This window comes from Actinomadura sp. 7K507 (assembly GCF_004348425.1).
In the GTDB taxonomy this organism is placed as follows: domain Bacteria; phylum Actinomycetota; class Actinomycetes; order Streptosporangiales; family Streptosporangiaceae; genus Spirillospora.
Map to the genome: position 1 here is coordinate 1 of NZ_SMKK01000070.1, position 20,828 is coordinate 20,828.

The 20,828-nt window shown below is 73.2% G+C and carries 18 protein-coding genes; 13 read left to right on the forward strand and 5 right to left on the reverse strand.

What is annotated here, in order from left to right; translation table 11 throughout:
* Positions 1–30 precede the first annotated feature (30 nt).
* Complete coding sequence (locus tag E1285_RS17655; protein ID WP_347814084.1) at positions 31–1,290, reverse strand: thioesterase domain-containing protein; 1,260 nt, start codon at positions 1,288–1,290, stop codon at positions 31–33.
* 229 nt (positions 1,291–1,519) lie between these two features.
* On the opposite strand from E1285_RS17655, the gene E1285_RS17660 reads away from it, so the two are divergent.
* Complete coding sequence (locus E1285_RS17660; protein WP_207946636.1) at positions 1,520–2,140, forward strand: TetR/AcrR family transcriptional regulator; 621 nt, start codon at positions 1,520–1,522, stop codon at positions 2,138–2,140.
* Here the strand turns inward: E1285_RS17660 and E1285_RS17665 are convergent.
* Complete coding sequence (locus tag E1285_RS17665) at positions 2,055–3,536, reverse strand: MFS transporter (RefSeq protein ID WP_132153352.1); 1,482 nt, start codon at positions 3,534–3,536, stop codon at positions 2,055–2,057. The genes E1285_RS17660 and E1285_RS17665 overlap by 86 nt on opposite strands.
* 397 nt (positions 3,537–3,933) lie before the next feature.
* Here E1285_RS17665 and E1285_RS17670 point away from each other — a divergent pair, with 397 nt between their 5' ends.
* The 6 genes from E1285_RS17670 (at position 3,934) to E1285_RS17695 (ending at position 9,920) form a co-directional block, all read left to right on the forward strand.
* On the forward strand, positions 3,934–4,923 hold the full coding sequence (locus E1285_RS17670; protein ID WP_165966659.1) for an ABC transporter substrate-binding protein: 990 nt from the start codon (positions 3,934–3,936) through the stop codon (positions 4,921–4,923).
* Positions 4,916–5,767: an ABC transporter ATP-binding protein gene (locus E1285_RS17675; protein WP_132153356.1), complete on the forward strand. Its 852-nt coding sequence runs from the start codon at positions 4,916–4,918 to the stop codon at positions 5,765–5,767. The genes E1285_RS17670 and E1285_RS17675 overlap by 8 nt, the downstream gene beginning before the upstream one ends.
* Positions 5,757–6,563, forward strand: coding sequence for an ABC transporter permease (locus E1285_RS17680; protein ID WP_132153358.1), 807 nt, complete (start codon positions 5,757–5,759; stop codon positions 6,561–6,563). Before E1285_RS17675 ends, E1285_RS17680 begins: the two co-directional genes overlap by 11 nt.
* Entirely contained in the window at positions 6,563–7,405 is an 843-nt protein-coding gene (locus E1285_RS17685; protein ID WP_132153360.1) for an ABC transporter permease, read from the forward strand. The genes E1285_RS17680 and E1285_RS17685 overlap by 1 nt, the downstream gene beginning before the upstream one ends.
* Positions 7,402–8,601 carry a cytochrome P450 gene (locus tag E1285_RS17690; RefSeq protein WP_132153362.1) on the forward strand — a complete coding sequence of 400 codons (1,200 nt, stop codon included), beginning with the start codon at positions 7,402–7,404 and terminating at the stop codon, positions 8,599–8,601. Before E1285_RS17685 ends, E1285_RS17690 begins: the two co-directional genes overlap by 4 nt.
* A gap of 62 nt (positions 8,602–8,663) precedes the next feature.
* Positions 8,664–9,920, forward strand: a complete 1,257-nt coding sequence (locus E1285_RS17695) for a phenylacetate--CoA ligase (RefSeq protein WP_132153364.1) — start codon at positions 8,664–8,666, stop codon at positions 9,918–9,920.
* Positions 9,921–9,936: 16 nt separating this feature from the next.
* Here E1285_RS17695 and E1285_RS17700 read toward each other — a convergent pair whose 3' ends face one another.
* On the reverse strand, positions 9,937–11,307 hold the full coding sequence (locus E1285_RS17700; protein WP_132153366.1) for an LRV domain-containing protein: 1,371 nt from the start codon (positions 11,305–11,307) through the stop codon (positions 9,937–9,939).
* Positions 11,308–11,417: 110 nt separating this feature from the next.
* Between E1285_RS17700 and E1285_RS17705 the strand changes: the two genes are divergently transcribed.
* Both E1285_RS17705 and E1285_RS17710 read left to right on the forward strand, forming a co-directional pair.
* Complete coding sequence (locus E1285_RS17705) at positions 11,418–12,074, forward strand: TetR family transcriptional regulator (RefSeq protein WP_132153368.1); 657 nt, start codon at positions 11,418–11,420, stop codon at positions 12,072–12,074.
* A complete protein-coding gene (locus E1285_RS17710; RefSeq protein WP_132153370.1) occupies positions 12,071–12,472 on the forward strand; it encodes a phosphomannose isomerase type II C-terminal cupin domain in 402 nt (133 codons plus the stop codon). Before E1285_RS17705 ends, E1285_RS17710 begins: the two co-directional genes overlap by 4 nt.
* A gap of 88 nt (positions 12,473–12,560) precedes the next feature.
* On the opposite strand, the gene E1285_RS17715 is transcribed toward E1285_RS17710, so the two are convergent.
* Entirely contained in the window at positions 12,561–15,350 is a 2,790-nt protein-coding gene (locus E1285_RS17715; RefSeq protein ID WP_132153372.1) for a family 20 glycosylhydrolase, read from the reverse strand.
* 312 nt (positions 15,351–15,662) lie between these two features.
* On the opposite strand from E1285_RS17715, the gene E1285_RS17720 reads away from it, so the two are divergent.
* The 4 genes from E1285_RS17720 to E1285_RS17730 all read left to right on the forward strand — a co-directional run bounded on the left by E1285_RS17720 (position 15,663) and on the right by E1285_RS17730 (position 19,753).
* Positions 15,663–17,846 (forward strand): anthranilate synthase component I, encoded by a 2,184-nt coding sequence (locus E1285_RS17720; protein WP_132153374.1) that lies wholly within the window; start codon positions 15,663–15,665, stop codon positions 17,844–17,846.
* A gap of 259 nt (positions 17,847–18,105) precedes the next feature.
* Complete coding sequence (locus E1285_RS45655) at positions 18,106–18,252, forward strand: GPGG-motif small membrane protein (protein WP_165966046.1); 147 nt, start codon at positions 18,106–18,108, stop codon at positions 18,250–18,252.
* Positions 18,253–18,321: 69 nt separating this feature from the next.
* Complete coding sequence (locus E1285_RS17725) at positions 18,322–19,239, forward strand: SDR family oxidoreductase (RefSeq protein WP_132153376.1); 918 nt, start codon at positions 18,322–18,324, stop codon at positions 19,237–19,239.
* A 112-nt stretch (positions 19,240–19,351) separates the two neighbouring features.
* On the forward strand, positions 19,352–19,753 hold the full coding sequence (locus E1285_RS17730) for a ChaB family protein (protein ID WP_132153378.1): 402 nt from the start codon (positions 19,352–19,354) through the stop codon (positions 19,751–19,753).
* Between the two features lie 25 nt (positions 19,754–19,778).
* Here E1285_RS17730 and E1285_RS17735 read toward each other — a convergent pair whose 3' ends face one another.
* Positions 19,779–20,759, reverse strand: a complete 981-nt coding sequence (locus tag E1285_RS17735) for a YafY family protein (RefSeq protein ID WP_132153380.1) — start codon at positions 20,757–20,759, stop codon at positions 19,779–19,781.
* Positions 20,760–20,828: the final 69 nt, after the last annotated feature.

Sequence of the window (20,828 nt, forward strand, 5' to 3'; positions counted from 1 at the left end):
GGGGAGGGGGTGGGACGGCCGGCGCCTCGGTCACCGGGCCTCCCCGGGGATCTCGAACCGGAGCCGCCATCCGTCACGTGCCACGGCCACGGCCGCGACCCCTCCCGGTACGGGGAGATGAGTGACCCGCCACGCCTCCAGCCGTTCCATCCCCGGGGCCGCCTCGGGCCGCCACGGCTCGGCCGCGTCGCGCCGGGCGAACCCGAGACCGGCGGGGTCGCAGGCCGGGTCGCCGGCGGCCCGCATGACCGCCTTCTTTGCCACTTGAAGGCTCACCGCGGACAGGAGCCTCGTCTCCGCGGGCTCGGCTTCGAGGTCGGCCCGCTCCGCCGGGCCGAAGAGGCTCTCGTCCACGCCGTCGGGAGGCGGCACGCGTTCCACGGCGACGCCCGCGCGCCGGCCCCGCGTGACCGCGGCGACGGTGAGACCCGCCGATCCGGCGGTGCCGATGTGGAGGCCGGGCACTGCGCCGTATCGCCGCAGGCACTCGCGCCGCGTCGCGAGCCAGACGTGCACCTCGTCGTCCTCCGGCGGCGCGGAGGCGTGGCCGTCCTCGCCGGTCAGGTCCGCCGCGATGATCGCGGCCATCCGTTCGGCCTGGTCGTGCAGGAACATGTGCCCGCCCGCCAGGGTGTGCAGGCGGAATCCCGACGTGGTGTGCCTGGCCCAGCCCGCCATCTTCGCCGGGGGGAACTCCCGGTCGTCCGACCCCGCGAACGCCGTGACCGGGACGTCCAAGGGCGGCTCCGGCCGGTACCGGTACGCCTTGATCCACGCGAAGTCCGCGCGCAGCGCGGGCAGGGCCAGGGCTCGCAGTTCGGGCTCGTCGCGCAGGCCCGGCGGCGCTCCCGCGCGGTCGATGAGCTGCTCGACGAAGTCGGCCTCGGGCAGGTTCGCCAGCCGGGCCAGCGGCTCGGGGAGGTGGGGCGGGAGGGCCGCGCCGACGAACAGCCGGACCGGCATCGGCGCGCCCGTCCGGCGGAGCTCGCGCAGCACCTCGAAAGCGAAACGGGCGCCCATGCTGTGCCCGTAAAGCGCGTAGGGACCCCGTGCCCGGCGCGCCACCGCCGCCGCGATCTCGGGGACGGACGGCGTCTCCGGCGGCTCGCCGGCCCGCCCGTCCCGGCCGGGCGCCTTGAGCGGCTGCAGGTCGACGGCGGCGGGGAACCCGCGCCGCCACGACCAGTACGCGGTCACGCCGCCGCCGGCGTAGGGCAGGCAGAAGAGCGCGCACTCGGCGTCATCCCGGGGTGGGTCGAACCAGCGTTCTTCCGCTACCGGACGAGTGATGCCCGCTCACCCCATTCCACCCGGACGGCAGTGCGGCACCCCGACCGCGTGAGGGGTGTCACAACCTGGAATTTTGCCGACTTCCGTGTGATATGTCGAGACCCGAAGTGATCAAGATTGCCCCACCGCGGCGGAGCGCCATGTCACGCCGCTCATCGCGGCACCGGCCGTCCGGCCCGACCCCGGGACCATCAGATGATAGTTGACTATCATTTGATACCATGCGCTGGTGACCGACGATGTGTCCAGGCCGCTGCGCGCCGACGCGGCGCGCAACTCGGAGAAGATCCTGCGGGCGGCGCGGGAGGTCTACGCCGAGCAGGGCCCCGGCGCGCCGCTCGACGAGATCGCCCGCCGCGCGGGGGTGGGGATAGCGACGCTCTACCGGCGGTTCCCCGACAAGACGGTTCTCGTCCGGGCGATCCTCGACCAGAACTTCTCCGAAGGGCTCGCGCCCGTCATCGAGCGGGCGCTGCTCGACGAGGACCCCCGGCGCGGGCTGGCCGACGTCCTGGAGGCCACCGTTTCCCAGATCGCCCGGGACTACAACACGATGGCGGCGGCCAGGGATTCGGGCGCCCTCACCGCGGGCGCAGGCGACCGCTTCTTCGAGGCGCTGGCCCCGCTCCTGCTGCGGGGCCAGCGGGACGGCCTCATCCGCGCCGACCTCGTCATGGACGACCTCCGCCGGATCATGAGCATGCTCACCAGCGTGCTCTGGACCATGGACCCCCGGGAAGGCGGCTGGCGGCGCTACGTCGTGCTCATCCTCGACGCGCTGGCTCCGGACGCCGCGAGTCCGCTGCCGCCGGCCGTTCCGGTCCGGCGCCGTCGCGGTGGCGGGGATTGAGGGCCGCGACGAGGAAGGCCAGGACGGCGGCGCCCGCGCCGACGGCCATGACCGTCTTGAAAGCGTTCTCGGTGGGCACGACGGCCGGCCCGAAGCTGGTGGTCATCTGGGCCAGGATGACGCCGGCGAGCGCGCTGGAGGCCGAGGTGCCGAGGGACCGCATCAGGGTGTTGAGGCTGTTGGCCGCGCCCGTCTCCGACGCTGGCACCGCTCCCATGATGAGCGCGGGCATCGCGCCGTAGGCGAAGCCGATGCCGGCGCCGATGATGCAGGAGATCAGTACGAAGTGCCAGATCTCGGCCATCAGCATGATGTTCAGGCCGTAACCGGCGGCCACGATCAGCGAACCGGTCATCAGGGTGGCCTTCGGGCCCGCGGTCCGGGAGACGCGCCCGGCGATCGGGGCCACGGCCATCATCACCAGGCCGGACGGAGCCATGGCCAGGCCCGCGACGAGCAGCGAGGTGCCCAGACCGTGCCCGGTCGCCTCGGGCAGCTGCAGGATCTGCGGGATGACCAGTGACATCGCGAACATGGAGAAGCCCATCGCGATCGAGGCGATGTTGGTGACCAGCACCTGACGGCGCACGCTGGTGCGCAGGTCCACCAGCGGCTCGCGGATCCTCATCTCGCAGAGGCCCCACACCACGAGGATGACGGCGGCCGCCGCGAGGAGGCCGAGGGTGGTCCCGCTCGACCAGCCCCAGTCGGCGCCCTTGGAAATGGCCAGCAGCGTGCAGAGCAGACCGGCCGACAGCCCCACGGCGCCGATCAGGTCGAACCGTCCGCCGGTACGCACCTCGGACTCCGGCACCAGCACCGCGACCAGCAGGAGGGCGACGGCGCCGAGGGCGGCGGAGATCCAGAACAGCGCGTGCCAGTCGAGGCTGTCCGCGATGAGCGCGGCGGCGGGCATGCCCAGCGCGCCGCCGACACCGAGGGAGGCGCTCATCAGCGCGGTGGCGGAGGCGAGCCGTTCCCGCGGCAGCACGTCGCGCATGACGCTGATGCCGAGCGGGATGACACCGGCCGACAGCCCCTGCATGGTCCGTCCGGCGATCATCGGGATCAGCGAGTCGCTGAAGCCGGCGACGACCGAGCCTCCCACCATCATGAGCAGGCTGAACAGCAGCATGCGCCGCTTGCCGTACATGTCGCCCAGCCGGCCCATCACCGGTGTGGCGACGGCACCGCCGAGCAGCGTGGCCGTGACGGCCCAGGTCGCGTCCGACGCGGAGGCGTTCAGCAGCCCGGGCAGGTCCGGAACGATCGGGATCACCAGGGTCTGCATCAGCGCGACGACGATCCCGGCGAAGGCGAGGACCGCCACGACGGTATTCGCCCGTACCGGCGTGGCCGCGCCTTCCCCGGCGGATCGGGAGCGAGCAGCGGGCATACGTGGAACCTCCGTGGGAGCGGTCGAACGGTCGCGGCGCGACCGGGCGCCTTCAGTGGCGGGAGCAAATGATATCTAACTATCATTTAGCTTCGTCGGCACGCTATCACGCCGGCGGCCGCGGCCGGTTCGCTCCGGTCTCCCGATGGCTCCCTCGCTCACCAGGGCGGCGTGACCTGGCGAGTCCGCGCCCGTACGTCACATGGAGTACGCGCGGATACCCGAACCGGCGTATCGACAAGGCGTGCGCGCCGCCGTCAGATTGAGTGCGGGCAGGCGGCGGACCACGGAGCAGGCGGACCACGGAGCAGGCGGACCACGGGGCCGGGGGATCGTCGCGGCGGGTCAGGCCGCCGCCCTGCCGGGCGGCGCACGACGAGTGGAGAGGACGCGGCGGATGCGCCGAGGGTTTGCGACGTTGGCGGGTCTCGCGCTGCTGGCCGCGGCATGCGGTGGCGACGGGGGAGGCGGGACGCCCACCATCAAGATGGGCTGGGGCGTCCCGGCCGAAGAGATCAAATACGTGATGATGGCGACTCCGCAGGTCGCCCCCAACCTCGGGAAGTGCTACAAGGTCGACTGGCAGCAGTTCGCCGGCACCGCGCCCGGCGTGCAGGGGCTGGCGGCCGGGACGCTCGACGGGGCCACCGTCGGCGGGCTCTCGGTGGCGAACGGCCTCGACAAGGGCGCCGACATCGTCATCACCGGCGAGTTCATCGAGGAGCGGCGCTCCCACTTCTCCACCGCGTACATGGTGCCGGAGAGCATCGCCTCACCCGCCGACCTGCGCGGCAAGACCCTGTCGACGGTCGCGGCCGGCGCGTCGACCGACTACATCCAGAACCACTACCTCAAGGCGAGGGCCGGGCTGGAGCCCGGCAAGGACTACAAGAAGGTCGAGGTCCCGTTCGGCCAGGTGGTGGAGGGCATCCAGGCCGGAAGGTTCGTGTTCGGCACGTTCCCGCAGCCGTTCTACTCGCAGCTCACCGCAGCCGGGGGCTACCGCCCGCTGTTCCGGGTCGTCGATGTGATCGACCCGTTCGTCCAGCTGCTGCAGGGGTTCCGCGGGGAGTACGTCAAGGACAACCCGGAAGCGGTGAAGTGCTTCATGGACGACTTCGCCGCCGTCTCCAGATACGTCGCCGACCCGGCGAACCGGGACGCCGTCGTCGCCGCCAGCAGCAAGGCGACCAAGATCCCCGCGGACGTGCTCGAGAAGTTCCTGCTCACCAAGGACGACTTCTACCGTCCGGCCGGCGGCACGATCAGCGTCGCCGCCGTGCAGAAGCAGTGGGACTTCTTCCACGAGCAGGGCGCGTTCAGCAAGAGCCTCAAAGTGCGAGACCACCTCGTGAACGTATCGATCACCGACGGGACCCGTGGCTAGGCGCGGCGCGCGCCCCGGCACCGTCACGGCGGAGGGCCAGGCGACGGACTCGGCGAAGGTGCTGGCGGAGGACGTCGGGAAGGTCTTCACACGACGCGGCCGCGACCCGGTCCGGGCACTGGAGTCCATCGACGCGGGCGTCGGTCCAGGCGAGTTCGTGTCGATCGTCGGGCCGTCCGGGTGCGGGAAGTCGACGTTCCTCTACATCGTCGGGGGGTTCGTCAAGGCGTCCCGGGGGACCGTCGACTACGACGGCGAACCGGTACGCGGCCCCGGGCCGGAGCGCGGCATCGTCTTCCAGGAGTTCGCGCTCTTCCCGTGGAAGACCGTGCTGGGCAACGTCGCCTACGGCCTGGCCCGCCAGGGCATGGGACGGGCGGAGCGCGTCGAACGCGCCCGCCACTACCTGGAGATGGTGAACCTGGAAGGCATGGACAAGCTCTATCCCAAAGAGCTGTCCGGCGGGATGAAGCAGCGCGTCGCCATCGCCCGCACCCTGGCCACCGGCCCCGACCTGCTGCTGATGGACGAGCCCTTCGGCGCCCTGGACGCGCAGACCCGCGCGGTGCTGCAGGCCGAGCTGATGAGGATCTGGGAGCGCACCCGCAAGACCGTGCTGTTCGTGACCCACTCGGTCGAGGAGGCCATCTACCTGTCCGACCGGATCTACGTGTTCTCGCACCGGCCGGCACGCGTCAAGGCCGTGCTCGACGTCGGCCTGGAGCGCCCCCGGGACCGGGAGCGGATGATGGCCGACCCCGCCTACCCGGTGCTGCACCGCAAGATATGGGAACTGCTCCGTGACGACGGGTCGGGCGACGGCGGGCCGGGCGATGGCGGCTGAAACGGCACGGCCCGGCACGAGCGGCGCGCCGGAGGGCGGGCTGGCGGCCGCGCTGCTGCTGCCTCCGGCGGGGGTGGCGCTCCTGCTGCTCGTGTGGGAGGCGGCGCCCAGGCTCGGCCTGGTCCGCGACACCAGCGTCCCGCCGTTCAGCCGGGTGCTCGCGGAGACCGGTGCGGTGCTGACCGACCCGGCCTTCGCCTCCGAGGTCGGCGGCTCGGCGTACCGGTGGGGGCTGGGCTTCGCCCTCGCCGTCCTGACCGGAGTGCCGCTGGGGATCGTGATGGCCAGGTCGAGCCTGGTACGGCGCGCCGTGGAGCCGGTGCTGACGATGAGCTATCCGGTGCCGAAGGTGGCGCTGACGCTGGTCCTGGTGCTGCTGTTCGGCGCCGGCACCACCGCCCGGGTGATCATCGTGGTGCTCGCCTGCCTGATCCCGATCGTCATCGCGAGCTTCCACGGCGCCGGCGCGGTCCCGCCCCAGCTGGCCTGGTCGGCGCGCGGGCTGGGCACGTCCCGGGCCGGTGTCCTGGTGCGGGTGGTGCTGCCCGCGGCGCTGCCCCAGGTGCTGTCCGGCATGCGGATGGCGATCGGCGTGTCCATCTTCGCGCTGATGGCGGCGGAGCTGATGATCCGCCAGTCCGGCATCGGCGCCTACCTGTTCGGCTACTACGACCAGGGCGACACGCTGCGTGTCTGGGCGACGGCCACCGTCATCGCGGGGATCGGGTTCCTGCTGGACACGGCGTACGTCCAGGCGGTCCGGCGGGCGCTGCGGTGGCTGGACGGGGAGATCTGATGGCGGCGCGGCCGGCCCCCGCCCCCGTGACGGAGGCGGTCACGGAGGCGGTGGACGTCCGGCGGCGGCGCGGAGTCGCCGGCGTCGCGGCGAAGGCGGCCGTGTACGCCTACCCGGTGGTGCTGGTGGTGGTGGCGTGGGAGGTCGTGGCGGGATCCGGGCTGTTCACCCCCTTCACGCTGCCGTCTCCCGAGCGTGTCTGGGACCGGGCGCGGACCGCCTGGGAGGAGGGAACGCTCCTGGAGGCGAGCAGGATCACGCTCGGCCGCGTCCTGGCCTCGTTCGGCCTGGCCCTGGCCGCCGGCGTGCCGCTGGGCCTGCTGATGGGACGGGTGCGGACGGTCCGGCTCATGTTCCGCCCCGTGGTCTCGTTCCTGTTCCCCACGCCCAAGGTCGCGGTCTACCCGGCCCTCGTCATCCTGTTCGGGCTCGGCACGGCGTCCAAGGTGGCGATGGGCTTCGCCGAGGCGGTGTTCCCGGTCCTGCTGGCCACCACCGCCGCCTCGTCCCGGGTCGAGCCGTCGATGGTGTGGTCGGCGCGCGGGCTGGGCACGTCCCGGGCCGGAGTCCTGGTGCGGGTGGTGCTGCCCGCGGCGCTGCCCGGCATCCTGACCGGCGCCCGCATCGGCCTGGTCGGCGCGATCAGCGGGGTGTTCGTCGCGGAGCTGATCGTGGCCGCCGACGGGCTCGGCCACGACATGGCGGTCGCCTACCGCACGCTCGCCACCGCCGACATGTACGTGGCGGTGGTCATGATCTGCGCGATCGGCTTCGTCCTCGACCGCCTGTTCCTGCTGGCCCGCGCCCGGCTGCTGGCCTGGACCGAGGAGGGGCCGCGATGAGGGCGCTGCTGCGGGAGCTGGCGAGCCCGGCCGGGCTGCGGGACCCCTACACCATTTATCACGAGGTCCGCGCCGCCGCGGACGCCGGGCGTCCGCCCGCGCGGGTGCTCTTCCGCCACGACGACGTCCGGGAGGCGCTCCTGGACCGGGACCTGCGTTCCGGCCGGGTCTCGGCGATCCTGCGCCCCCTGCCGCCGCAGGCCCGCGCGGAGGCGGCGCTCCTCGAACGGACGATGCGCGACATCCTCGTCTTCCAGGACGGGCCCGCCCACCGCCGGCTGCGGCGGCTCATGGCGGGGGCGTTCACGCCAGGCACGATCGAGCTCGCCAAGCCCGCCATGGCGGCGGCGACCGACAGGCTGCTGGACGCCCTCGACCGCCACGGCGTCATGGACGTCCACCGCGGCCTCGCCCACCCGCTGCCCGCGATCGTGATCGCCGCGCTGCTGGGGGTCCCCGAGGCCGACCGGGACGCGTTCCGGTCCTGGGCGCGAGACCTGGTCATGGTCGTCGGCTCGGGGACCCTCACCCCGCGGATGGCCCGCCGCGCCGCCGGCAGCGTGGCGCGGCTGCGCGGGCTGGTGGCCCGGCTGGCGGACGAGCGCCGCGCCGACCCGGGGCCGGACCTGCTCAGCACGATGATCGGGGCCGGCGGCGACGGCGACCGGCTGTCGTTCGACGAACTGGCCGCGAACACGCTGTTCCTGATGACGGCCGGGCATGAGACCGCCGCCAACATGCTCAGCAACGGGATCCTGGCCCTGCTCCGCCATCCCGGCCAGCGCGAGCTGCTGACCGGCGACCTCTCCCTGCTGGGTTCGGCGACCGAGGAGATGCTCCGCTACGAGGGACCGGTGCAGATCGCCGCCCGCGTCGCGGCCCGCGACCGCGACGTGGGCGGCATGGAGCTGGTAGCGGGCGACCCGGTCGTCCTGCTGCTGGGCGCCGCCAACCGCGACCCGGACGTGTTCGGCGACCCCGGCCGCTTCGACATCGCCCGCTCGCCCAACCCGCACCTGGCGTTCTCGCACGGCGCGCACTTCTGCCTGGGCGCGGCGCTGGCGCGCGCCGAGATGGAGGTCGTGCTGCCCCGGCTGTTCGAGCGCTTCCCGGGACTGCGGCTCGCCGAGGACGACGTGACCTGGCAGCCGACGCTCGACTTCCGCGGCCCGGAGCGGCTGCTGGTGCGGCGGTGACGGCGCGCATGCCCGAGCCCTCGCCCGGCCTCCGGACTTCCCGACTCCCAGGTGGTGACGAAATGACGACCTCCCGGCCATCCCCGTCCGGCGGCTCACCGGATCCCGCGGCGCTGCGGGAGGCGGTCGGCCGCGCCTACAGCGGCTCTGCCTTCCTGCGCGCCAAGCTCGACGCGGCGGGGGTCGAGCCGTCGTCGATCCGGCACGCCGGCGACCTGGCCCGGCTCCCGTTCACCGTCAAGGGGGAGATCCGCGAGGCGCACTTCCTGGACTACGCGGCCGTCCCGGCCGAGCGGATCGTCCGCATCCACTCCTCGTCCGGCACCACGGGGCGGCGCACCATCTGCGCCTACACCGCCCGCGACATCGACGACTGGCTGGAGATGTGCGCCCGCAGCCTCCGGTACGCGGGCGTGACCCCGCACGACCGGGTGCAGCCGATGGTCGGGTACGGGCTGTGGACGGCGGGCATCGGGTTCCAGGAGGCCGCCGAGCGGCTCGGCGCGATGGTCGTCCCCACCGGGCCGGGCAACACCGAGTTGCAGCTGGAGATGATGCGCGAGGCGGGGACCACGGTGCTCTGCGCCACCGCGTCGTTCACCCTGCTCATCGCCGAACTGGTGGAGCGGCGCGGGATCCGCGGCGAGCTGTCGCTGCGGGTGGGGATCAGCGGCTCCGAACGCTGGGGCGACGGCACCCGCGCGCGGATCGAGTCGCTGCTCGGCGTCCCCGCCTACGACCTGTACGGGCTGACCGAGCTGTGGGGTCCGGGCGCCGGCGTCGAGTGCCACCGCAAGGACGGCATCCACGTTTGGGCCGACCACTACCACGTGGAGATCGTCGATCCGGTGACGCTGTCCCCGGTCCCGCCCGGGACGGTCGGCGAGATCGTGGTCACCACGTTCGCGAAGGAGGCCACCCCGCTGCTCCGGTACCGGACCCGGGACCTGTCCTACCTGTACGGGGAGCCGTGCCCGTGCGGCAGCCCGCACCCGCGCATCGGCCGCATCGTGGGCCGCTCCGACGACCAGATCAAGGTGCGCGGCGTGATCTTCCTGCCGGCGCAGGTGGACACGGTGCTGGCCGGGACGCCGGGCGCGGGCCCGGAGTTCCAGGCGCACGTGACCCGGGACGGCGCGGGGCGCGACGGGCTGACGGTCCGCGTCGAGGCGGACGACCGGCCGGGACTGGCGGGAGAACTGGCGGAGAGGCTGCGCGCCGAGACCGGTATCCGCGTCGACGTGGACCTGGTTCCGATGGGCGCGCTCCCTCGCAGCGAGCGCAAGACCCGGCGCGTCTTCGACCACCGCGACCTGTAGCGCCGTTCGCGGCCGGCTAGATGATCGCCACGTCGTAGAGGATCCGCTTCATCGACGACTCGGGGAGGGCGGGGTTGCGGGCCGCGCTCCCGGCCGCGTCCGGGTCGTCGAGGAGTTCCAGCAGGCGGGCGGGCGGAAGCCGCGCGTCGCGCGCCGCCGCCGCGCGCACCGCCGGGTCGGCGTCCCGGCTGAGGCGGTCGACGGCCCCGGTTCCGAGGACGGGATCGCGCAGGGCCAGGGCGCGGGCGACGGGATCGGCGTCCCCGGCGAGGCGCGCGAGGCCCGCGCGGGGGAAGTTCGGGTGGCCGGTCCGGTCCAGGCGGGTGAGGAGCCGCGACTCCAGGGCGACCGAGAGCAGCAGCTCGCCGGGCGGGTCTGGATGGCGCTCCGACAGCAGCATCCGGACGGCGAAGTCGCCGTCGGCGGCGAGCCGTGCGACGAGGTCGGCCGGCAGGTGCGGGCTGTAGGCGGCGAACCGGCGCAGTCCCACGTGGGCGGACGTGGCGTACCGGCGCATCAGGTCGAGGTCGTCCAGGCGGCTCCAGAACCAGCCCGGCGGGCTGAGCCTGTCCTCGGGCCCGACGTGGTAGTCGATCGCCGCGCGCTGCGTCTCGGACAGTTCCGGGCGCAGCGACACGGCGAGGCGCACCTCGTGCTCGGGATCGTCCTTGAGGACGGTGACCAGGTCGGGCGGCAGATGCGGGTTGGCGGCGATCGCGGCGCGCGTCGCCGTCCGCGCGTCCCGGCAGTACGCGGCCGCCCGGGAGCGCTCCAGCGCGGCGTCGGAGATGATGGAGTCGCACCCGGCGGCCAGCAGCGGTTCGATCAGCTCGGGCCGCCGGTGGCAGGCGAGCAGCATCCCCTGCCGCCGGACGGCCGGATCCGGGTCGGCCATGGCCGCGTCGACGATCTCGTCGGGCGGCTCCGGCCACGCCAGCAGCGCGCCCATCCGGACCCGGGCCTCGGGGTCGGCCGCGAGCGCCGCCCTGATGCCGTCCGGGAGATCCTCGGTGTCGCAGACCGCGTCCCGCACCTCCGCGTCCGGGTCGGCGGCCAGCCGCGCCACGACGTCGGGCGGGAGGGGCTTGGGCCGCTGCCACGACTCGGCCCGCGCGGCCACCGCGAGCCGGACTCCGGGATCGGGGTCGCCGGCGAGGCCCGCCCGTATCTCGGCGGGCGCGTGACCGGTGCGCGCGACCAGCCGCCGCGTCCGCGGGTCCGGGTGGCGGGCCGCGGCGTCGTACACGGTGCGGGGCACCCCGGCGCGGTGCAGGAGGGCGATCCTCACCGGATGCTCGGCTCGCTCCAGGATCAGCAGCAGCAGATCGGCCGGGGCGGCGGGATTGGCGGCCAGGCCTTCCAGCCGCACCGTGTAGAGCGTCCGCACCCTGATCACGTTATCCGCCGCCGCCGCGTGCCGGAAGGTCGCCGGTGCGGAAGTTCCGCGCAGGCCAGGCGGTGTTGTCACCGGGTAACACCCCCGATACCTTTGCGTCCATGACACGTTCGCAGGGCGGGACGGACCCGGGACCACGGCGGGATCCCGGCCGCCGCCGCGCCCTGCTCGAGGCCGCCGACCGGGTCATCCAGCGGGAGGGCCCGGAGGCGTCGATGGCCGCGATCGCCGCCGAGGCGGGGATCAGCAAACCGATCCTGTACCGCCATTTCGGCGACAAGAGCGGCCTCTACCAGGCACTCGCCGAGCGGCACACGCGCAAGCTGATCGAGGGGATCCGCGAGGAGTTCTCCAGCGACGGCCCGATCCGCGACCGCACCCGCTCCACCATCGACACCTACCTGTCGACGATCTCCAAGAACCTCAACCTCTACCGGTTCCTGATGCACCGGGCCAGCGCCGAGGACACCGCCACCCACAGCGCGATGAGCACGATGATCCGCGACGTGAGCCGGGAGCTGGCCGAGGTGATGATCGCCGAGGGCGAGATGGCGGACCGGACCCGCGCCTACGTGTGGGGCCACGCGATCGTCGGCATGGTGCAGACGGCCGGCGACTGGTGGCTCGACCACGACGAGGACGTGCCGAGGCAGGACGTCGTGGACGGCCTCGTCGACCTCGTCCTCGGCGGGCTGCCGGCGGTCGTGTCCGGCGCCCGCGCCCCGCAGATGACCGACGACCCGCGATACCCGAGGTGACCGTGCAGACCGACGCCCCCGCGCAGACCGACGCGCAGACCGACGTGCGGCCCGAACCGGCCGTGGAGACCGAGCGGCGGCCCTGGGGGAGCTTCGAGCGCTTCACGCTCAACGAGCCGTCCACCGTGAAGATCATCCATGTGGAGCCCGAGCAGCGGCTCAGCCTGCAGCGGCACCGCGACCGCGACGAGCTGTGGGTGGCGCTCGACCCCGGCGCGGTGTTCGAGGTGGCCGGGCGCCGCATCCTGCCCGAGGTGGGGGAGCGGGTGCTGATCCGGGCCGGCGACACGCACCGGCTGAGCTCGGACGGCCCGGCCGTCCGCGTCATGGAGATCGCCTTCGGGCACTTCGACGAGGACGACATCGAGCGCCTTGAGGACCGGTACGGACGCGCCTGACCCGTCAGACGGCCCGGCCGCCCGCCGTGCGCGGACGGCCGGGCCGTCGCCGTCCGGGAACCGCCGTTCCCGGTGCCACTGGAGCGTGCTATTGGAGCAGGCTCCAGTGGTCCCGGGCGATGCGGGGTTCCTCACCGGTGCCCGCGCGGGTCGCCCGGAACAGCTCGCCCTGGTGGCTCACCAGTGCGCCGGCCTCGTAGGAACCGCCGGCGTCCCAGGCGGGGACCCCGGCCGGTGAGATGCGGCTGGTGCGGCCGTCCGCGCTGCGGGTGCGGGCCAGCGCGTACGCGCCGACCTCCACCGGCCCGCCGTACCGCCGCCACTTGCGGCCGTCCGTGGAGTACTCGACGGCCATGCCCGGGTTGCGGACGTTCGCCGACAGCGTCCCGCCGGAGATCCTCGCGCCGGGCGGCGGGACGCGGTAGTTCACGCCCTCCCCGGGCAGCCCGACCGGCTCGTAGAACGACAGCAGCGGGAACGTCTTCTGGCCCAGCGTGTTGGCGAAGACGTTCCACGCGGCGCCCATGTCCTCCGGCGCCGGTGTGTCGCGGTTCCAGGCCCGCTCGGCGGCGCCGAGGAGCTTGGGGAACGCCTGGTACTCGCGCACCTCGGGCGTCTTGCCGTTCTCGCCCCACAGCTGGGCCTCCAGGCCGATGATGTTCTCGCGGCCCTCGGGGGTGAGCTCCGTCCAGGACGGGTCCGGCGTGACGGGGTTGCCCCAGCGGTCCTCGTTCGCGTACACGTCGAACGGCTGGTACGTGAACGTGCTCTTCTCGTTCACGTACGCGGCCCAGTAGTAGCCGGGCTCGTCCGGGTCCTTGTCGTAGGCGAGGTCCATGTACAGGTTGGTGGCGTGGGCGAGGATCACGGGCGTGCCCTCGTTGGCGAACCGGTACGCCCAGTCCTCGCGTCCCCAGCCCCACACGTTCTGCCAGGCCAGCGGGGTGAAGCCCGGGAGGCGGAAGGGGCGCTCCGGGTCGGTGACGTCCTCCCACCCGGCGGTCTTCCCTGCGGCCTCGCGGGCGATGGCGTTCCAGCGGGTGAAGAACATCTCCTTCAGTTCTTCACCGGACCTGCCGGCGGTCTCGGGGTTGTTCCGGCACGCCGGGGATCCCGACCACCAGCCCTCCGGCGGGCCCGGGGGCTCGTCGCCGCCGAGGTTGACGCGGCCGAGCGGGACGCCGGCGCGCCCGTACATCTTCGACACCTCGGACACGACCTTGCGGAGGAACCGGTAGCTGCTGTCCAGGCACGGGTTCACGAGATTGTCGTTGTAGTACTGGACGCTGACGTGCTCGCTGGTGTCGCCGGGGTCGAGCAGCCGGTACGTGGCGTCGCCGGTCCGCTCATGGCGGTGCTCCATCGACTGGACGGCCGCGCGGGCGTGCGCGGGGAAGTTCAGCTCGGGGACGACCTCGATGTGCCGTTCGGCCGCGTACCGCAGGATGTCCTCGAACTCCCGGACCGAGTAGAAGCCGCTGCCCTTGCCGACGAAGTTGAGCGTGCCCTGCTCGAAGCCCTGGTACGCGGGCCGGCGTCCGAGGTTGGCTTCCGTCTCGCCGCGCGGTTTACCGGAGATCCCGTCGCCGTGGCCGAGGTCGCCGGCCGACCCCATGCCCTGGTGCAGCGCGCCGGTCTCCCGCAGGTCGAACGCGCGCCTGGAGCCGTAGCCCGTCAGCTCGGGCAGCCCCGGGATCTGCAGGCGCCAGCCCTCGTCGTTGGTCAGCCCGAGGTGGAGCCTGTTGAGCTTGGTGAAGCTCATCAGGTCGAGGAACTTCTTGATCGTCCGCTCGCTCTCGAAGTGGCGGCCCACGTCGATGTGCAGGCCCCGGTACCCGAACAGCGGCGCGTCGGCGATCTCGGCGCGGGGGACGTCCGCGGTGGAGCCGCGGCGGCCCCGCGCCGCCGCCTCGTAGCCGCCGGCGGGGATGAGCTGCCGCAGCGTCTGGATTCCGTACAGCACGCCGGCCCGGTCGGCGCCGGTGATCTCGACGCCGCGGCGGGTCGCGGTGAGCGTGTACCCCTCGGGGTCGGCCTCGCCGTCCCGGTCGGCGTCCAGGTCCGGGTCCACGCTCAGGGTGATCGGCGCGCCGCGTCCGCGGGCGACGTCGCTCAGCGCGGAGCGCAGGTAGCGCTCCTCGCGGTGGAGCGAGCGCGGCGCCGAGACGCGCGACCGGCCGCCGATCCCGACCGTGCCGCCGGACGCGGTCGCCGACAGCGGCTGCGGGACGAGGCTCTGCTTCAGCGTGAGGTCCATCTTCGGCGTGGTGTTCCCGGCGTACCGGGTCGCGGCCGTCTCCACGGGGCGGTGGTCACCGGAGAACGCGGTCGTCTGCTTGGGGTCGGCGGGGTCGAGGAGCGTCCTGGCCGGTACCCACCTCGGCTTGCCGTCGCCGAAGGCGATCGTCCACCCGGCGGGGGCGTCGGACTTGTGGACCGCCCACAGTTCGACGTTGATGTCGATCGCCCGCCGCTCGCCCGGGGCGACGGCCTCGAACCCCTCCACCGGCTTGAGGGTGTAGAAGTCGCCGCTCTGCGCGGCGTCCGCCCGGGTCACCGCGAGGCCCTGGCCGGCGAGCTGCTCGCGCGCGATGTCGCCCGCCGCGCCCCCGAGCACGGCGGCGGGCTGCCGGACGGCGTTGAAGTACAGGGCCCACCCGCCGCTTCCGAGCGCGCAGCGGCGGTCGTGGTTGGCGATGGTCAGCCGCGCGAGGTGGTACTGCGCGTCGGCGACGGTGTGGTCGACGGGCTGGTAGGTCAGCATGAGGTCGCGGGCGTCCGGATGGCAGGCCGCCGACGCCGCGCCCGGGGTGACGACCACCGCGAGCGCGGCGGTGAGCGCGGCGGCCGACAGCACGGCCGTGTGTCTGTTCGGCATAAACAGGAAAGTAACCTAATAATTTCCGGCGGTCCGGCGCCCGATCCGGCCACCGGCGAAACCGCAGGCGGCGCCGCCCGTCCGCCTCCGGACACCCCGGCCATCTTGACGGCCCGCCGGACGGGACGGATCCTGCGCGCCCCGCCCGTGGTAGCCTCGCGGGCATGCGAACCGCAGCCTCCCAGTGGTGGTGGCGCCGCTGAGGCGGCGCCGGTTCGAGCACGTTCAGACCCAGGCGACCGCCCTCACCCGGCGGTCGTTTCTCATGCTCTCCGCCTGGGTGCAGGGCCCGGACAATGAGGGGCCACCGCGGTGGAGACCGTCCCACAGCAGCAGCCGCTGACCAGCGAGTTCGTCACGGCCGGGGGCGTACGGGTCACCCGTACCGCCACGCCGGTCGATCCCGAGCGCAAGTCCGATGTGCTGAACGCCCTCGTCGCCTCCGTGGGGGAGCGGCGCGGCGGCGTCCTCAGCTCCGGAATGGAGTACCCGGGCCGCTACAGCCGCTGGCACATGGCCTACATCGACCCCTGCCTGGAGATCGTCGCCCGCGGCCGCGCGGTCGCCGTGCGGGCCCTGAACGGCCGCGGCCGCGTCCTGCTGCCCGCCGTCGCCGCCGTGCTCCGCGGCACCGGCGAGGTGCGGGCCGACGAGCCGGGCCTGTTCGAGGTCTTCGTCCCGCCCGCGGAGGACTTCTTCGCCGAGGAGGAGCGCAGCCGCCAGCCGACGGTCTTCACCGCCCTGCGCGCCGTGGTCGGCCTGTTCCGCTGCGACGACCCCCACCTCGGCCTGTACGGGGCGTTCGGGTACGACCTGTCGCTGCAGTTCGAGCCGCTGCGGACGAGGTCGGAACGGCCCGCCGACCAGCGCGACCTCGTCCTGCACCTGGCCGACGAGATGATCGTCGTGGACCGCAAGCGCGAGACCTCGCACCGGATGTCGTACGAGTTCGAGGCCGGCGGGGCGAGCACCGCGGGGCTGCCGCGCGCCACCGACCCGACGCCGGCCCCGCCGGCCGGGGCGGAGCTGCCGGCGCAGCCCGTCCCCGGCGTGTACGCGCAGATGGTGCGGGACGCCAAGGAGAAGTTCGTCCGCGGCGACCTGTTCGAGGTGACGCCCGGCCACGCCATGTACGCCCGCTGCGACGCGCCCGCCGCGTTCTTCGAGCGGCTGCGTGAGACCAACCCCGCGCCGTACGAGTTCCTGTTCAACCTGGGCGCCGGCGAGTACCTGGTCGGCGCGTCGCCGGAGATGTTCGTCCGGGTCGCCGGCGACCGGGTCGAGACGTGCCCGATCGCCGGGACGATCAAGCGCGGCGCCGACGCGCTGGAGGACGCCGAGCAGATCCGCACGATCCTGTCGTCCGCCAAGGACGAGTCGGAGCTGACCATGTGCACCGACGTGGACCGCAACGACAAGTCGCGGATCTGCGTGCCGGGCAGCGTGCGCGTCCTCGGCCGCCGGCAGATCGAGATGTACTCCCGGCTGATCCACACCGTCGACCACATCGAGGGACGGCTGCGCCCCGGGTTCGACGCGCTCGACGCGTTCCTCACCCACATGTGGGCGGTCACCGTCACCGGCGCGCCCAAGGCGTGGGCGATGCAGTTCATCGAGGATCACGAGGAGGCGCCGCGCCGCTGGTACGGCGGCGCCGTCGGATGCGTCGGCTTCGACGGGTCGATGAACACCGGGCTGACGCTGCGGACCGCGCAGATCCGCGACGGCGTCGCGACCGTCCGGGCCGGGGCGACGCTGCTGTACGACTCCGACCCCGACGAGGAGGAGCGCGAGACGCACCTCAAGGCGAGCGCGCTGCTCGGGGCGCTCACCGCGTCCCAGAAGGACGCCGGGTTCGCCGTCCCCGAGGAGGCGCCGCTGCCCGCGCAGCCGGGCGACGGCCTGAAGGTGCTCCTCGTCGACCACGAGGACTCGTTCGTCAACACCCTCGCCGACTACTTCCGCCAGCAGGGCGCGGCCGTGGTCACCCTCCGGCACGGGTTCCCGGCGCGGATGCTGGACGAGCACGCGCCCGACCTCGTCGTGCTGTCGCCCGGACCCGGCCGGCCCGCGGACTTCGGCGCCGGTGCCCTCCTGGACGCGCTGGACGCCCGCGGCCTCCCGGTCTTCGGCGTCTGCCTGGGGCTGCAGGCGATGGTCGAGCACGCGGGCGGCGAGCTGGTGCTGCTGCCCGAACCGTCCCACGGCAAGCCGGGCCAGGTGAAGGTCACGCCGCTCGACTCGGGGGGCGGGCTGTTCGAGGGGCTCCCGGACGAGTTCACCGCGGCCCGCTACCACTCGCTGCACGCCACGGCCGACCGGGTGAAGGGATTCCAGGTGACGGCGCTGACCGGGGACGTCGTGATGGGGATCGAGGACCCGGAGCGGCGGCGCTGGGCCGTCCAGTTCCACCCCGAGTCCATCCTCACCGCGGCGGGCGGGGCGGGGCACCGGATCGTGGCCAACGTACTGAGGCTGAGCCGTTCGCAGAGTTGAACCATTCGTGGAGCTGAACAGGTCCTAGTCCTGAAGCAGGAGGGCGGCCGGGCCGAAATGGTCCTGAGGTCGCTTCCGCGGGCGCGGGCGCACCCGGAAGACTTGGTGACCGGCCGCCGCGCCGCCCTCGGGCGGCACGGGTGATCGCCGTTATCCCGGCGGAGGGGGAGGCCACTCCCCCTCCGCCCGTAACGGTAAATACGGTCATCCGTAAAGAGATGCCGGTTTTGTTGTGAATCTACCGGGGACCCCCGGGGCCATGATGACAATTCTGTGGCTCATCGCCGTCGTCCTCGTGATCGCGGGGATCTACGTGATCGTCGCCCGCCGCGACCTTCTCTGGGGGATCGTGCTCATCGTCGTCGGGCTGCTCGTCGGCCCCGGCGGGGTGAGCATCTTCACCTGACCGGAAAATCACCGGCCGGGGGAGGAACCCTGACGTGAGGTGTCAGGTTTCGGTGCCAGCATCGTCTCCATGAGCAGTGCACTGAAGGGAAAGATCGCCCTGGTCGCGGGAGGAACGCGCGGCGCCGGCCGCGGCATCGCGGCCGCGCTCGGCGCCGCGGGCGCGACCGTCTACGTGACGGGACGGTCCACCCGGTCGCACCGATCGGAGATGGACCGTCCCGAGACCATCGAGGAGACCGCGGAAACGGTGACCGCCGCGGGCGGCGAGGGAATCGCCGTCCAGGTCGACCACCTCGACCCGGAACAGGTCACCGCGCTCGTGCGCCGCATCGACGAGGAGCGGGGGCGCCTGGACGTCCTCGTCAACGACATCTGGGGCGCCGACCACCTGTTCCAGTTCGGCAAGCCGCTGTGGGAGCAGTCCCTCGACGACGGGCTGCGGCTCCTGCGGCTGGCCATCGAGACCCACGCCATCACGAGCCACCGCGCGCTGCCGCTGCTGATCCGCGAGCCCGGCGGGCTCGTGATCGAGATGACCGACGGCACCGCCGAGTACAACGCCGAGTACCGCAAGGACGTCGGGTACTTCTACGACCTCGCCAAGAGCGCCGTGATCCGGATGGCGCTCGCGCAGTCCGAGGAGATCGCGCAGTACGGCGCCACGGCCCTGTCGCTGACGCCCGGATGGCTGCGCTCGGAGGCGATGCTCGACAACTTCGGCGTCACCGAGGAGAACTGGCGCGACGCCACGGAGAAGGTCCCGCACTTCGCGATCTCCGAGTCCCCGGTGTTCGTCGGCCGCGCCGCCGCGGCCATCGCCGCCGACCCGGACCGGGCCCGCTGGACCGGGGCCTCGCTGTCCAGCGGGGGGCTCGCGAAGGTCTACGGGTTCGACGACGCCGACGGCAGCCGTCCCGACGCCTGGCGCTACATCGTCGAGGTCGAGCACGCCGGGCTTCCCGCCGACGTGACCGGATACCGCTAGAGACCCGCCGCCGGCGAGGCCCGCCGATGCCGGCATCGACTGGCCTCGCCGGCGTTCTGGTTTGGGGTGGTTCTGTCCGGTTATGGCGTTTAACGAGGTGAAAGGAGGAGCCATGCCGATGATCAAGCGCGGGAAGCCCGTCCAGTCGGAGCTTCCCGGGACGCTGCAGCGCTCCGCGAAGGAGGCGCAGGAGACGTTCGCCAAGGCCCACGACTCCGCCGCCGAGACCTACGGCGAGGGCGAGCGCGCGCACCGCACCGCCTACTCGGCGCTCAAGCACAAGTTCGAGAAGCGCGGCGACCGGTGGGTGCCCAAGGGCCGCAAGGGCCCGTCCGACCCCCGGGCCAAGAACCCCGACGCCCGCCACGGCCGCGGCAGGTCCGCCGGCGGCGTGGACGTCGAGGGCAGCAGCAAGAAGGAACTCTACGACCGGGCCGCGAGCCTCGACGTCCAGGGCCGCTCCAAGATGAGCAAGCAGGAGCTGGGCGAGGCGATCGCCCGCAAGCAGGACTGACGCGGCGGAGCCGCGCGGGACGCGCTCAGCCCGGCCGCCGCGGCGCGTACAGTGCGGCGAGCCTGGCGGCGCCGTCCGCCATCCGCTCCCGCAGCTCCGGCGGAGCCAGGACCTCCACCTCGGGCCCCAGCCGCATCAGCTCGGACGCCGCGACGACCGTCGACTCGACCGGGAGGGTGGTCACCACCCACCCCCGCTCGTCGGGGTCCCCGGCGTCCTCGGCCGCCCGGAGCGCCGCGTACGGCTCCACCGCGTACCGCAGGATCCGCATCCCGGCGGGCGACAGCCGGACCGTGACCTCCTCGCGCAGGATCGACCGCAGGAACGCCCCCGCCTGCTCCCGCCAGTACCCGGCGAGATCGAAGTCCTCGTCCCGCTCGAAGAGGGCGCCGGTCGGCCGGACGTCCGTCACCCGGTCCACCCGGTACGTGCGGTGCCCGCCCCCGGCCCGCGCGATCAGGTACCAGGTGCCGTTCTTCAGCACCAGCCCGTACGGCTCGGCCTCCCGGGTGACCTCGGTGTCCTTGCGGCGGTAGCGCAGCTCGACGCGCTCGTCCTCCCACACGGCCCGCGCGAGGTCCCGCAGCAGCGGCGGCGGCCCGGAGCCGCCGAACCAGCCCGGCGCGTCGAGGTGGAACCGCTGCCCCGCCCGCGACGGCGCGTCCCGCAGCGACGCGGGCAGCGCCGCCAGGACCTTCAGCTCGGCCGCGGCGACCGCGTCGCCGCGCCCCATGTCCCCGGCCGGACCCGGCAGCCCCGACAGGAACAGCGCCTCCGCCTCCTCGCGGGTGAGGCCCGTCAGCCGCGTCCGGTACCCGCCGACAAGGCGGTAGCCGCCGCCGCGGCCCTGGTCGGCGTACACCGGGACCCCGGCCGCCGACAGCGCCTCCATGTCGCGGTAGACGGTGCGCTCCGAGACCTCCAGCTCCCGCGCCAGCTCACCCGCGGTCATCGTCTCCCGCGACTGCAGGAGCAGCACCATCGAGATCAGCCGAGCCGCCCGCACGAGCCCCATCCTGCCGTACCCCGGGCGCCCCCGCCATTTCTGACATTCTCATGGCAGTTTCCGCCGGTT

Coding starts and splice junctions, on each gene's coding strand:
- E1285_RS17665 (WP_132153352.1), bottom strand. CDS start 3,536: ATGCCCGCTGCTCGCTCCCGATCCGCCGGGGAAGGCGCGGCCACGCCG.
- E1285_RS17670 (WP_165966659.1), top strand. CDS start 3,934: ATGCGCCGAGGGTTTGCGACGTTGGCGGGTCTCGCGCTGCTGGCCGCG.
- E1285_RS17680 (WP_132153358.1), top strand. CDS start 5,757: ATGGCGGCTGAAACGGCACGGCCCGGCACGAGCGGCGCGCCGGAGGGC.
- E1285_RS17685 (WP_132153360.1), top strand. CDS start 6,563: ATGGCGGCGCGGCCGGCCCCCGCCCCCGTGACGGAGGCGGTCACGGAG.
- E1285_RS17690 (WP_132153362.1), top strand. CDS start 7,402: ATGAGGGCGCTGCTGCGGGAGCTGGCGAGCCCGGCCGGGCTGCGGGAC.
- E1285_RS17695 (WP_132153364.1), top strand. CDS start 8,664: ATGACGACCTCCCGGCCATCCCCGTCCGGCGGCTCACCGGATCCCGCG.
- E1285_RS17705 (WP_132153368.1), top strand. CDS start 11,418: ATGACACGTTCGCAGGGCGGGACGGACCCGGGACCACGGCGGGATCCC.
- E1285_RS17715 (WP_132153372.1), bottom strand. CDS start 15,350: ATGCCGAACAGACACACGGCCGTGCTGTCGGCCGCCGCGCTCACCGCC.
- E1285_RS45655 (WP_165966046.1), top strand. CDS start 18,106: ATGATGACAATTCTGTGGCTCATCGCCGTCGTCCTCGTGATCGCGGGG.
- E1285_RS17725 (WP_132153376.1), top strand. CDS start 18,322: ATGAGCAGTGCACTGAAGGGAAAGATCGCCCTGGTCGCGGGAGGAACG.
- E1285_RS17730 (WP_132153378.1), top strand. CDS start 19,352: ATGCCGATGATCAAGCGCGGGAAGCCCGTCCAGTCGGAGCTTCCCGGG.